The organism is Variovorax sp. RKNM96 (assembly GCF_017161115.1).
In the GTDB taxonomy this organism is placed as follows: domain Bacteria; phylum Pseudomonadota; class Gammaproteobacteria; order Burkholderiales; family Burkholderiaceae_C; genus Variovorax.
In genome coordinates this window covers 6,295,656-6,308,470 of record NZ_CP046508.1, presented here as the reverse complement: position 1 = coordinate 6,308,470, position 12,815 = coordinate 6,295,656, and the positions used below count along the sequence as shown (strand labels likewise).

The following is a 12,815-nucleotide window of genomic DNA, read 5'->3' as shown; positions in this document are numbered from 1 at the left end:
TACAAAGGACAACTCCAATGCCCATCGATTTCAGCCGCTCGTGGAGCGACGAAGACCTGGCGCTCTACCGCGACAACGTGGTGCGCTTCGTCGAAACCGAAGTGCTCCCACACGACGAGGAAGCCCGCAAGCGCGGCCACGTGGGCCGCGAGGTCTGGCGCAAGGCCGGCGCGCTCGGCCTGCTGTGCGCCGACATTCCCGATGAGTACGGCGGCGCCGGCGGCGACTTCCGCCACGAGGCCGTGGTGTACGAAGAGATGTCGCGCCGCGGGCTCACCGGCATGGCCACCTCGGTGCACGCCATCGTGGCGCACTACATCCTCAACCACGGCACCGAGGAACAGAAGCAGCGTTACCTGCCCCGCATGGCGAGCGGCGAAATGGTCGGCGCCATCGCCATGACCGAACCCGGCGCCGGCTCCGACCTGCAGGGCGTGCGCACCCGCGCCGAGAAAAAAGACGGCGGTTACCTCATCAACGGATCGAAGACCTTCATCACCAACGGCTACCTCGCCGGCCTGGTGCTGGTGGTGTGCAAGACCGACCCGGCACAGGGCGCCAAGGGCACCTCGATCCTCATCGTCGAGACCGAGGGCTGCGAGGGCTTTCGCGTGGGCCGCGTGCTCGACAAGATCGGCATGAAGGCGCAGGACACCTCCGAGCTCTTCTTCGACGACGTGCGCGTGCCGGCCGATGCGCTGCTCGGCGGCCAGGAGGGGCAGGGCTTCTTCCAGTTGATGAGCGACCTGCCCTACGAGCGCACCATCATCGGCGTGACCGCGCTCGCGGCCATGGAAGGCGCCTACGAGGCCACGCTTGACTACGTGCGCGACCGCAAGGCCTTCGGCAAGCCGATCGCCGAGTTCCAGAACACCAAATTCAAGCTCGCCGAGATCGCCACCCAGATCAAGGTGGGCCGCGCCTTCATCGACCGCTGCGTCGAAGACCTGGTGGCCGGCCGGCTCGACACCGCCACCGCCTCCATGGCCAAGCTCTGGGGCACCGAAGCGCAGGGCCGCGTGATGGACGAATGCCTGCAGCTCTTCGGCGGCTACGGCTACATGAGCGAATACATGGTCGCGCGCATGTATGCCGATGCGCGGGTGCAGCGCATCTACGGCGGCACCAACGAGATCATGAAAGAGGTGATTTCGCGGGCGCTGTGAACAAACACCCGGCGGCGGACGAGCGGCTAAGTCAGCCGGCGGATTTCCGCCCGCGCGATCTCGCGGTGGTGGTACGAGGGCGAGATGCCGATGAACCGCGTGTAGCGCTCCACCGCGCCCACGGTGTTGCCCGTGTCTTCCAGTTCCAGCGCCTCGAGCATGAACTGGGTGAAGAGCTTGTTGGCGTCGGCCTCGCGGTCGGAGGCCGCGAGCGTCTTGGGCCGCAGTTCGGGCCGCTCCGCGAAGATCCTGCGCTGCACCTCCATCACCTCGAGCAGCGCGCGGCCGATGCCCTCGATGTTCTCGGAGGTCGGCTCCAACTGCGCCTCGTGCACCTCCGTGGCTGCCTGGTCGAGCAGATGGGAAGCCACCCGCAGCAGCTGATGGAGGGGTTTGAGGTTCGTCATGGCCGGGCCGTCTGGCCGCCGGCCCTGTGCTGGAAGGAGAGTTCGGGCGGCGACTGCTTTGGCTGTTGTTGTTGCGGCTGAAGCTGTTGCTGCTCGGCATCCTTGAACTTCTGCGCGAGCTGGCGCGCGCGCTCGGCAATGGCGAGGCTCTTGGCCATGTCGTGGCCGTGCTCCTTCACCGAGAAGGCCTTGCATACGCTGCCCTTGCCCGCGGTGAACGTGGTCGCCAGCCAGTAGCCCGGATGGCCCGCGTTGGGCATCTTGAACTGCACCCCGCTCACGCCGCTGGAATTGGTGCAGCGCGTAATTTCGGACTTGGAGCGCTTGGTGACGCGCGGCCCCGGCGGTTGCAGCGTCAGGCCCTGGCGGATCGCTTCTTCGGCCGGATGCAGCCGCGCCAGGCCCGACATGCGGGCCAGTTGCTTTTCGCGCTCCTCGATGGCGAGCGCCAGCGCACCGCTGCCCACCGCATCGACCGGAAAATCGGTGCGCAGGATCTCGTCCTGCCCGATGTAGGTTTTGGCGACCCATGCCCGCACCCGGCCGCCGGACGCGACCTGGCAGAAGACGCCGGAGACGCCCGTGGTGTTGTTGGCCCTCAGTTTTTCGGCCCGCGTGCGCCGCGCCACCGGCGGCACGCTGCGCACCACCGCGTCGCGCCAGTCCTGCGCCTGCAGCAGCGCCTGCTCCAGGCTGCCGTAGCTGGCCTTGCCGAATTGCCGGTAGTAACGGGTGCCGTTGCGCACGAGCGAGACTTCAAAGCCCCAGGGGCGGGGGGCGATGCCGTACATGGGGGCGGGGTTGGGGATACCTCTGGGCATTTCTTTGGACGCGCTGCTTCTTTCAGCATTTCTGCTGGGGGCTGCTCCCTGGCGGGTTGGGCTGTTCTGTCAACGATGCTAGGGATTGCGCGGGGGTGGCGGTATCACCGATTTCCGTAGTCCTGAGGCGACTGGACGGAAGGCCGCAGGTGCGCGCCGGCAGCCGGCTGCCCCACGGCAACGCTGTGCCATTGCGGCGAGGTGGGGGTGACGGGGCGCTGGAACTACCGAATCACGCCCAGCCGTCGCGCAATCGCCACCGCCTGCGTCCGGCTCTTCGCATCCAGCTTCATATTGATATTTCGCAGGTGCGTCCGCACCGTGCTGTCCGACACGAACAATTTCTCCGCCATCGCATTGTTCGAGTACCCCTCCGCCAGCAACTGCAGCACCCGGATCTCCTTGCGCGTCAGCGGCTCCTTGATCGCATCGCCGGCAGCCGGCGTAGCTTCTGCATCGACCGCTGTCATCGGCCCCATCGCCTGCAGCAGCCGCTGCAGGTAGTCCGCAAGGATCGGATCGCCGCGCGTCGAAGGCGACGCCGCAGCTTCTTGGGCAGCCGCATTCGCATACCGCTGCACCAGCATCCCCACAGCCGGTCCTTCATCGAGGATCAGCCGCATGAAGCCTTCCTGGCTCGCGGTCTGCAGCACGGCGCTGATCTCGTCGATCGCGGCGGCAACGTCGCCTGCGCGCTGCAGCGCCATCGCGCGCAGAACGCGCAGCTTGAGCACGCGGCGATAGCGGTTCGATGCGACGGCCGCGTGCATTTCGGCATCGAGCACGGCCAACGCCGCGCGCGCATCACCGAACGCGATGTCCCAGCGCGCCTTCGCCAGCGCCAGGTAGTCGAGGTCGTGCGCGGGCAGGCGCTGGCGCCGCTCGCGCGCCCACAGTTCCGGATCGTCCGCGCGCAGCAACTCATCGCGTGACGCGGGACCGTTGCCCTGCAGCAGCAACATGCGCGAGCGCTCCAGCTTTGCGCCGGCCACCACGCGCGGCAGTTGCCGGTGATGCCCGAGGTATTCGAGTTCGGTCAGCGCCTGGACGGCCGCGTCGATGTCGCCCGCATGGAACGCGATGCGCGAGCGCATCACGTGGCTCAGGATCATGTGGTCCGGCAGCCCCACGTCGCGCGCGAGCGGCAGGTACACATTCAGCAAGTGATCCGCCTGCGGCAGCTGGTTCGACTCGTACACCACACCGGCGTACAGCACGCCGGCCCAGGCATTGCCGTGGCTGTGGTTGTAGGACACGGCATGCGTCGTATCGACCGCCATGCGCAGCCGCGCGGTCGCCTGGCGCAGCCGGCCTTCGTGCAGATCGAACAGGCCCGCCAGCGATTCGGTGTACATGCGGTTGAAGGTGCTGTTGCCCTGCTCCCGCCGCGCGGCATCGAGCAGCCGCTGCGCCTCGCGCTGGTCGCCCCGCACGGCGAGGATGTGCGCCATCGCGTTGAGCAGCACGCTGTCGGCAAACGGCAAGCCGGTCGGCAGCCGCGCAAGGCTGGTGCGGCCCACTTCATACGCCTCGTCGTGCCGGTCCTGCATCGCGAGCAGCAGCGGCACGAGCGTGTGCGCGCTCGCGCGCACTTCGGGAATCTCGCTGTCGATGCAGCCCGATTGCTCGAGCATCTGCATCGCCTCCCACGGCCCGTGCGTGAAGCAGGTGGCCCACAGCGCGATGGGCTGCAGGAACGGGTGCGCGCGCAGCTGGTGTTCCGGAATGGCGGAAAACCATCGCGCGAGCATGCGCATGCGCCCCTGTTCGAGAAACTGCCCCGCGTAGCTGTCGAGCAGCGTCAGCGCATGCGGATGGTCGCCGCCTTCGATGGCGTGGTCGATGGCGGGCACGGGCCGGTCCTGCGATTCGTACCAGCCCGAGGCTGCGAGGTGCAGCCGCTCGATCTCGCCGGGGTGCTCTCGCGCCAGCTGCGCGCGCAGGAAATCGGCGAACAGGCTGTGATAGCGCCACGCGCGGCCGTCGCCGCTCACGGGTGTCAGGAAGAGGTTGGCCGCGGCCAGCCGCTCCAGGATGGCCGCGCAGTCGATGCGCGGGTTGAGCGCCTGGCACACCGAGGCGTCGAGCTGGCGCAGGATGCTGGTGCGCAGCAGGAAGTCGCGAATCTCCTTGGGCTGGTGCGCGAGCACGTCTTCGGCCAGGTACTCGGCCACCGCGCGGTCGGAGCCCGAGAAGCGCTCGACAAAGCCGGTCTCGGTGCCGTGCCGCTCCAGCGCCATCGACGCGAGCCAGATGGCGGCCACCCAGCCTTCGGTCTTGCGGTGCAGTTGGGAGAGCAGGTCGGCCGGCAGCGTCTGCAGGCCTTGCGATGTCTGCGATGCATGGGCCTGCCGCAGGCCGAAGAAGGCGCTGGTTTCCTCCAGCGTGAAGCGGAGGCGATCGGTGTCGATCTCCATCAACTGGCCGCGTGCGCGCAGCCGGCCCAGGCTCAGGTCGGGCAGGCTGCGCGAGCCGATCACGATCTGCCCGCGGCGCGGCAGCTGCTCGATGATCTCGCGCACGAGGCCCAGCACGGCGGGCTCCTGCACCACCTCGAAGTCGTCCAGGAACAGGGTGAAGGGCGCGTCATGCGCGGCCAGCGCAGCGACCGCGTCGAAGGGGCCGTTGGTGCGGGGCTCTTCCACGCCCAGGCGCTGCGCGGCCTCGGCCAGGCAGTTGAGAAAACGCGAGACGTCGTTGTCGGCGCGGTCCAGCGTGAGCCAGGCGGTGGCGGTGCCCTGCGCTTCCATGCGCTCGCGGATCTGCGCCATGGCCGTGGTCTTGCCGAAGCCGGCCGGGGCACGCACCAGCACCAGCTTCACACCGGCCGCGGCAACCTCTTCGCCGATCGTGGTTCGCGGCACCTGAGTGGCCACGAACGCCGGCGGGTTCAGCTTGGTTTCGAGAATCCGGGGAGAGGGCGGTGGAGAAGCAGGGGAAGGCATCGCAAACGGGGGAGTGAGCGCCTTGAAATTCCGTCGCTTCCGACGATTCCGGCGGTTGATTCTGCGGCCTAAAGTGGCCAGTGTGCTGTCCCGCAAATAGCTGCGCAAATGAAATCGATGCGTTTCGTGTCAGGGCAAGGCGCAAACCGCAGCGATACCCGCAGGTATCGCGAGGATTTGCAACGCCGCCCTGACGCGAAAGGCGCGATTTCATGCGCAGTTATTTGCGGGACAGCACACCAGACAATCCATCCGGAGACAAGCCAAGATGCAACTCGATGCCAGTATTTCCGCCGTCGTCACCGGCGGCGCCTCGGGCCTGGGCGCCGCCACCGCGCGCCGCCTGGCCAGCCACGGCGTGAAGGTCGCGCTGTTCGATCTCAACGCGGAGCAGGGAGAAGCGCTCGCAAAGGAGCTGGGCGGCGTGTTCTGCAAGGTCGACGTTACCTCCGAAGAGCAGGTCGACGCGGCCTTCGCCAAGGCCCGCGCGGCGCACGGGCAGGAGCGGGTGCTGGTCAACTGCGCCGGCACCGGCAATGCGGTGAAGACCGCAAGCCGCGACAAGGCCACGGGCGAGATCAAGCACTTTCCGCTCGCCAACTTCGACCGCATCATCCAGATCAACCTTGTGGGCACCTTCCGCTGCATCGCCAAATCGGCGGCCGGCATGCTCACGCTCGACATGCTGCAGGATGGCGAGCGCGGCGCCATCGTCAACACCGCCTCGGTGGCCGCGCAGGACGGGCAGATGGGGCAGGCGGCCTACACCGCGTCGAAGGCCGGCATCGTCGGCATGACGCTGCCGATTGCGCGCGACCTGATGAGCGAGGGCATCCGCGTGAACACGATCCTGCCGGGCATCTTCGACACGCCGCTGCTACAGGGCGCGCCCGACAACGTGAAGGCGGCGCTCGCGGCATCTGTGCCGTTTCCCAAGCGCCTCGGCAACCCGGCGGAGTACGCGACGCTGGCCGAGCTGATGATCACCAACGGCTACTTCAACGGCGAGAGCGTGCGGCTGGACGGTGCCATCCGCATGGCGCCGCGGTAAGACAATCTTTTCGCCAACCCACAAACTGGAGACCCGAATGCCCGAAGCCTTTATCGTCGCCGCCGCCCGCACCGCAGGCGGTCGCCGCAATGGCCGCCTGTCCGGCTGGCACCCCGCCGACCTCGCCGCGCAGGTGCTCAACGCGCTGGTCGAGCGCACCGACGTCGATCCCTCATTGGTCGAGGACGTCATCATGGGCTGCGTCGGCCAGGTCGGCGAGCAGGCCTCGAACATCGCGCGCAATGCGGTGCTGGCCTCGCGGCTGCCCGAGTCGGTGCCGGCCACCTCGGTCGACCGGCAGTGCGGCTCGTCGCAGCAGGCGCTGCATTTCGCGGCGCAGGCCGTGATGTCGGGCAGCATGGACATCGTGATCGCCGCCGGCGTCGAGAGCATGACGCGCGTGCCCATGGGCACGCCGAACATCCTGCCGATGAAGAACGGCCTGGGCTTCTACGTGAGTCCGCTCATGCAGAAGCGCTACCCCGACATCCAGTTCAGCCAGTTCACCGGCGCCGAGATGATCGCGAAGAACTACGGCATCGAGAAATCCGAGCTCGATGCCTACGCGCTGCGCAGCCACCGCAACGCCATCGCCGCGACGAAGGCGGGCCTGTTCGATGCCGAAATCGTGCCCGTGGCCGCCCGCCTGAACGACGGCACCGAGCCGGGCGACATGCACACCACCGACGAAGGCATCCGCTACGACGCCACGCTGGAGAGCATCGCCGGCGTGAAGCTCATCGCCGAAGGCGGCCGCTGCACCGCGGCCACCGCGAGCCAGATCTGCGACGGCGCGAGCGGCGTGATGGTGGTGAACGAGCGCGGGCTCAAGGCGCTGGGCGTGAAGCCGCTCGCGCGCATCCACCACATGAGCGTGATGGGGCACGACCCTGTGATCATGCTGGAGGCGCCGCTGCCCGCCACGCAGCGCGCCTTGAAGAAGGCCGGCATGAAGATCGAGGACATCGACCTGTACGAGGTCAACGAAGCCTTCGCACCGGTGCCGCTGGCCTGGCTGCAGGTCTTGGGTGCCGACCCGGAACGCCTGAACGTGAACGGCGGCGCGATCGCGCTGGGGCATCCGCTGGGCGCCTCGGGCACCAAGCTGATGGCCACGCTGGTCCACGCGCTCGCGCAGCGCGGCAAGCGCTATGGGTTGCAGACGATGTGCGAAGGCGGCGGCATGGCGAACGTGACGATCATCGAGCGGCTTTGAGGGCGGGCGCCAGCAAGTACTAAGAAGCAAGCACTCAGGCCTGCCAGGCCTTCAGCGCGGCCCGCAGGCATTCCTCGAAGCCCCGCTCGACCCGCGACGGATTCACCGACTCGATGCCCAGTGCCTCGTGCGTGACGCCGTGTTCGCCTGAGCGCTGGTCGTAGGAAGACACGTGGTGCACCTGCCGTGTCGCCGCGAAGGCGCGCAGCGTGAAGACCGACTCGCGCGAAGCCAGGTCCGCCAGCTTCACACCGGCGACCGGCGAGAAGCGCACCGAGATGTAGGGCTTGTACGGGTTGGCGAGGTCATCGTCGACGAGCGCATCGTGCCGCGAGGCGACGAGGTCCGCGACGAAAGCGTCGAGCAGCGGTCTCACGTTCGCCTCGACCCGCGTCTTGAACTCCGAAAGAAATGCTTCGCGCGCGACCTGCGTGTTGACGGCGGCGGCCGCCTTGCTGGCGGCACGCGCGGCGATCGCGGCCTTGTGTTCTTCAATTGCTTTCTTGACCAGCGACATGGGGTGCTTCAGGTGTGTGCGTTCGCGTTCGCCCGAGGCGTCGAATGCTCGGTTCAGGATCGGGGCGGGAGGGGGCCCGGGAGATTCTTCAATGCAGAAAAATCGGGCGCGGCGACTGTAACGGCGCGACCTGGCCGTCCCCTGCGCAAAGGCAAAAAGTATCGTCTGGCGATACCGAGGGTAGCAGTCAGGGGCGCGGTTCGAGCGGCTTGCGCGCGATATGGATCGCCACGATGCCGAGCGACAGCCGCTCGAACGCGACGTCGGCGAATCCCATGTCCCGGAGTTCGTCGGCAAGCCCCTCGGCCGTGGGGAAGTCCTGGATGCCCTTGAGCAGGTAGCGGTAGGCCGAGGCATCGCCGCCGGTCGCCGCCCATCCGATGACGGGCATGCACACGGCCATGTAGCCGAGGTAGGCGCGGTGAAGCCAGCGCACGGAAATGTTCGATGCTTCCAGTGCGATGAAGCGGCCGCCCGGCTTCAGCACGCGGAGCGCTTCTCGCAACGCCAGCTTGCGCTCGCAGATCTTGAGGCCCAGCGAGATGGAATAGAGATCGACGCTGTTGTCCGCGATCTCCGGCATCGCGTGCGCATCGAGCACCCGGAACTCGACCGGCACCTTCAGTTGCGTGGCGCGCCGGCGCGCGATCGCGAGCATCTGCGGGCTGATGTCCGTGGCGACGATCTTCTGGCCGGACTGCAGGCCTTTGCGCTGCGCCACCTTCAGGACGACATCGCCCGTGCCCGCCGCGACGTCGAGGAGATCGGTCCACGGCTCTTGCGTGATGAGCGCTGCCACCCGGCGCTTCCACAGCCGATGAATACCGAAGCTGAAGAGGTCCGACAGAAGGTCGTAGCGTCCGGCGATGCGGCCGAACACATCGTCTGCCTGCGTGTGGAAATCGGCGGCGTTGTTCATGGACTCACGCGCTCCGGGCGAACAACCGGAACGGCGAGCTCAGCAAGCAGCCGAGCCACAGCGACGCGAGCCCATCCGATGCCTTGTCGTGCCAGCCGTGCTTGTCGTCCCACAGCAGCGCGTCGTCTTCGATCTGCACGCTCCACGTTGCATCGGCGAGCACTTCGCGGCGGATTCGGTTGAGACAGTCGACCCAGTGGCGCGCGCCCTTGTGCATGGCGAAGGGCTTGTTGTCGGGGAGCGCGGTTGCGCCCGAAAGCACCTCTTCGCCCTTGAGGCGGGAGGTTTCGTAGAGAGTGAAGCTTTCCCAGTTGAGGCCCTTGCCTGTGTGGGCGTAGCGGTCGATCTCTGCGGTGACATCGAGCGTTCGAACGATCGCGTCGATGCGCTGGGCCTCGTCGGGTGTCAGCGGCGTGGCTCGCTTGGCGGTGTAGTAGATGCTGAAGCCCATGGTGCGCGGATTCTGCCGCAGGGTCACAAGCGCAGAAACGCAACGGACTCGGAGAACGCATGTTCTTCGCGACCCGGCGCCATGCGAATCCTTGATGCGGGGATCGTGAGGTGCGTCACCAGCGCATCGCAGAGTTGCGCATAGCTGGCCCAGAACCGATGCATGCCATCTTCTCCCCGCAGTTCACGGCTGCGTGCATAGGGTGTCTGCTCGAGGTAGGCGGCCACCTTGCTTGTCCAGTCGGGCCCACGATGGACGGCAACTCCGCGCGAATGACTGTTCGCGTCCTCAGGCTGCAGATAGACAAGAGCGGGTTGAAGCGGGCGGACGATCTCTTCGAAGCGCTGGACGTACTCGGTGATGCCTTGCCGTTCCTGCTCCATCAGGAAACGGACCGTGCTCTGGAATGCACTGCCTTCGAGGATGTACAGCGCGCCCTTCGAGCGCGCTGTGTCCGCGAAGCGTTGCCAGCTTTGCAGGCATCGATGGGCGTAGTCGTCTTCCGACTTGAGTGCGCGCAGCGAGCGTGGATGCACCGGATGATCGTGCGCTTCTTCCAGATGCCATTCACTCTGGCGGTTGGTCAGCGACGTGAACTGATGCAGGCGTCTGGCCAGCGTGGTCTTGCCGGTGCCCGGCATACCTTCGATCAGGATCAGGCGCATTCGGAAAATCGCTCGACGGGTTGTGGGAGGTGGCGGTGAGGAGTGGAGCCTCGGCGAGGGCAGATTCTGCGCCGCCGCATCTTGTCCGCGCAGTCACCGGTTGCCTGCCGTTTCATCGAGCCTGCGCGCTGATTCGAATCGCCCCGCTCGCAAGCACGATCCCCGGCACCACCAGCGCCAATGCCAGCACCGCCGCCGCCGTGATGGGCTCGCCCATGAAGCAGGCCGCGCCGAGCGTGGTCAGCACCGGCACGGCGGCCGCCGACAGCGAGGCGCGCGCTGCGCCGAGGTGCGAGATGGCCGCCGCGTAGATCACCAGGCCGAGCGTGCCGGCGACCACGCCTTGTCCCACGGCCTGCAGCGCCACGTCGGGCCAGGGTGCGCCGAGCAGCCGCGGCATGCTTGTGAAGCACAACAGCGGCAGCAGCAACAGCGTCGACCAGCCGTTGACGAAAGCCGCACCCTGCCATGGTGTCAGGCCGCAGTGTCCGAACGCGAGCGAGTAGACGGCCCAGAGCATCGCGGCCGCGAGAAAGAGCATGTCACCCTGCCAGCTTAGCGAGCCCGGCCGGAAGCTGCCCATTGCGAAGAGCGCCATGCCGAGGGCGATGCAGCAGAGGCCGATCAACCGGACGCCTTGCACCCTCTCTCCCTTGTGGATGCGTGCGCCGATGGCTGTGAAGAGCGGCAGGCTGCCGGCCATGAAGATGCCCATGTGGCTGGCCGGCGCCCACTGCGCGCCGGCGAGCACCAGCAACCCGAAAGGCAGTCCGCCGCCGATGACCAGCAGCGCGAGTGCCGCGCGCGGCGCCTTGGGCGAGCCTGGCGTCTTGCCGAACAGAGAGGGGCAGAGCAGCACCGCCGGAATGCCGTAGCGCAGCAGCGCGATGTCCAGCGGGCCGAGCGTGGTGGTGACGCCGTGGCGCGAGATGAGTTGCCAGGCGCTGCCCACGAGCGCCGCGGCCAGTGCGGCGAAGAGGCCGATGGGAAGGTTGCGGTCCATCGGGCGAGTCTCGCGACGGCCCGGCGCGAAAGCTATCAGATTCGTGCGCCCGGGCCCAGCGTGCGGCGGGCCTCGCCCAGCGTGACGCCGACCTCTTGCTTGAACACCGCACCCAGGTGGCTCTGGCTGCAATAGCCGAGGTCGTGCGCGACGCCGGCGAGGTCGCGGTCGCCATCGACGAGGCGTTCGAGGGCTGTGGCCAGGCGCAGATGCTGGCGGTACTGGTGCAGGCTCAGGCCGGTCTGCTTCCTGAAGCTGCGCGCCATGTGGAACGGAGAGCGCGAAACTGCATCGGCGATTTCGTGCAGCGATAGGCCTGTGTGCCGGTCGGCGGTTTCCGCCAGCAGTCGTCTCGCGTTGGCGATGGGGCCTGTCAGCGGCGCCAGTCGTCGCGCGGAACGCATTTCGCCGACCAGCGAGGCGATGAGCGTTGCATCGCCGCTGCCCGATCGAAGCTGCTGCTGCGCGGCATGGACGCGATAGAGCGATCTCGGCGAGAGAAAGCAGAAGGCCGGCTCCGAATGACCCGGGACCCGTTGATGCCCGCTGACGACCACGCTGCGCCGCGCGGCCTGCGCGCCCGGCCGCAACTGGTAGATCGCCGCGTCGCCGAAGCTGATGGCGGTCAGCCCATCGACCAGCCAGGTGTCGTTGCCGAAGCGCAGATCCAGCATCGTGCGGCTGATCGGAAAGACGATGCGCTGCGAAGCCGCGACGTACGGCGCACTCCACTCATGGCCGTGCGCGTGGGAGCGAACATGCGCCACCTCGAACTCGCGTCCGGTGTAGAGGAGGGTGCGTTCCTGGGGCATGGCCTGCGCGCGAAGTCGTGGGCGGCAGTGTCACGCAAACGGATACGGCCCGTCCAGCTTTCCGATGTGGCTCACATGGCTCACCATGCCCTCTGCCTCGTCCCACAGATGCAGCATGCAGCCCGGCCGCCCCAGGTAGGACGCGGGCGCCGCATCGGGCGCAAGCTGCAGCGCGATCTCGGTCGTGCTGCTCGGGCACGAACAGACGACGGTACCCGCCCAGCGCCTGAGCATCGTGCGATGCACGTGCCCGCAGAGCACCAGCTCGATGTTGCCGACGCTTCGCACGATGGCTTCGAGCGGTGCCGTGTCGATGTACCGGTAGCTGTCCATGTACGGAATGCCGCTGGTGAAAGGCGGGTGGTGCAGCATCAGCAGCGTGGGCTTCTTTCGGTCGGCTTCGAGCGTGCGCTGCAGCCACGCAAGGCCCTCGGCATCGACGTGCCCGTGGTGAAGACCGGGAATGCACGAGTCGAGCGCGACGATGCGCACCGGGTGCGTGTCGATGCGGTAGTGCAACGCGCCCGTGGCGGGCAGGTAGGCGTGGTCGGCGAAGGCAGCGCGGAAGTTCTCGCGATGGTCGTGGTTGCCGGGGATGACGAGGTAAGGAATAGCGAGTTGCGCGAGCAGGCGACGGACCTGCGCGTATTCCTCGGGCCGGCCTTCATCGACCAGGTCGCCAGTCAGCAGCACCAGGTCGGGTCGCCGGTCGAGCGCGTGCAGATGGGCGATGGCCTCTTCGAACATCCGGTTCGAATCGACCACGCCCTGGTACAGCTTGCCGGCAGGCCGGACGTGGGGATCGGAGATCTGGGCGATGAGCATGGGACGGAGTTTCGTGG

At 67.3% G+C, this 12,815-nt stretch carries 13 protein-coding genes; 3 read left to right on the top strand and 10 right to left on the bottom strand.

Annotation, left to right across the window (positions count from 1 at the left end; all coding sequences use genetic code 11):
* Nucleotides 1–17: 17 nt before the first annotated feature.
* Complete coding sequence (locus tag GNX71_RS29410) at nt 18–1,166, top strand: acyl-CoA dehydrogenase family protein (RefSeq protein WP_206175688.1); 1,149 nt, start codon at nt 18–20, stop codon at nt 1,164–1,166.
* A 26-nt stretch (nt 1,167–1,192) separates the two neighbouring features.
* Here GNX71_RS29410 and GNX71_RS29405 read toward each other — a convergent pair whose 3' ends face one another.
* From GNX71_RS29405 to GNX71_RS29395, 3 genes are all read right to left on the bottom strand, one after another.
* Nucleotides 1,193–1,573 carry a hypothetical protein gene (locus GNX71_RS29405; RefSeq protein ID WP_206175687.1) on the bottom strand — a complete coding sequence of 127 codons (381 nt, stop codon included), beginning with the start codon at nt 1,571–1,573 and terminating at the stop codon, nt 1,193–1,195.
* Nucleotides 1,570–2,364: an AP2 domain-containing protein gene (locus GNX71_RS29400; RefSeq protein WP_241027085.1), complete on the bottom strand. Its 795-nt coding sequence runs from the start codon at nt 2,362–2,364 to the stop codon at nt 1,570–1,572. The genes GNX71_RS29405 and GNX71_RS29400 overlap by 4 nt, the downstream gene beginning before the upstream one ends.
* Nucleotides 2,365–2,618: 254 nt before the next feature.
* Entirely contained in the window at nt 2,619–5,339 is a 2,721-nt protein-coding gene (locus GNX71_RS29395; protein WP_206175685.1) for a LuxR C-terminal-related transcriptional regulator, read from the bottom strand.
* Between the two features lie 268 nt (nt 5,340–5,607).
* Here GNX71_RS29395 and GNX71_RS29390 point away from each other — a divergent pair, with 268 nt between their 5' ends.
* Together GNX71_RS29390 and GNX71_RS29385 are read left to right on the top strand one after the other, a co-directional pair.
* A complete protein-coding gene (locus GNX71_RS29390; RefSeq protein ID WP_206175684.1) occupies nt 5,608–6,390 on the top strand; it encodes an SDR family NAD(P)-dependent oxidoreductase in 783 nt (260 codons plus the stop codon).
* Between the two features lie 37 nt (nt 6,391–6,427).
* Nucleotides 6,428–7,606, top strand: a complete 1,179-nt coding sequence (locus GNX71_RS29385; protein WP_206175683.1) for an acetyl-CoA C-acetyltransferase — start codon at nt 6,428–6,430, stop codon at nt 7,604–7,606.
* A gap of 34 nt (nt 7,607–7,640) precedes the next feature.
* Here GNX71_RS29385 and GNX71_RS29380 read toward each other — a convergent pair whose 3' ends face one another.
* From GNX71_RS29380 to GNX71_RS29350, 7 genes are all read right to left on the bottom strand, one after another.
* The gene (locus GNX71_RS29380) at nt 7,641–8,123 is read right to left on the bottom strand and encodes a hypothetical protein (RefSeq protein ID WP_206175682.1); all 483 of its coding nucleotides are present in this window, start codon (nt 8,121–8,123) and stop codon (nt 7,641–7,643) included.
* A 187-nt stretch (nt 8,124–8,310) separates the two neighbouring features.
* On the bottom strand, nt 8,311–9,042 hold the full coding sequence (locus GNX71_RS29375; protein ID WP_206175681.1) for a ubiquinone/menaquinone biosynthesis methyltransferase: 732 nt from the start codon (nt 9,040–9,042) through the stop codon (nt 8,311–8,313).
* 4 nt (nt 9,043–9,046) lie between these two features.
* A complete protein-coding gene (locus tag GNX71_RS29370) occupies nt 9,047–9,493 on the bottom strand; it encodes a hypothetical protein (RefSeq protein ID WP_206175680.1) in 447 nt (148 codons plus the stop codon).
* A gap of 23 nt (nt 9,494–9,516) precedes the next feature.
* Nucleotides 9,517–10,158 carry an AAA family ATPase gene (locus GNX71_RS29365; protein ID WP_206175679.1) on the bottom strand — a complete coding sequence of 214 codons (642 nt, stop codon included), beginning with the start codon at nt 10,156–10,158 and terminating at the stop codon, nt 9,517–9,519.
* A 112-nt stretch (nt 10,159–10,270) separates the two neighbouring features.
* Entirely contained in the window at nt 10,271–11,161 is an 891-nt protein-coding gene (locus GNX71_RS29360) for a DMT family transporter (protein ID WP_206175678.1), read from the bottom strand.
* A 35-nt stretch (nt 11,162–11,196) separates the two neighbouring features.
* On the bottom strand, nt 11,197–11,973 hold the full coding sequence (locus GNX71_RS29355; protein ID WP_206175677.1) for an AraC family transcriptional regulator: 777 nt from the start codon (nt 11,971–11,973) through the stop codon (nt 11,197–11,199).
* A gap of 30 nt (nt 11,974–12,003) precedes the next feature.
* Nucleotides 12,004–12,798: a phosphodiesterase gene (locus tag GNX71_RS29350; RefSeq protein ID WP_206175676.1), complete on the bottom strand. Its 795-nt coding sequence runs from the start codon at nt 12,796–12,798 to the stop codon at nt 12,004–12,006.
* Between the last annotated feature and the right edge of the window lie 17 nt (nt 12,799–12,815).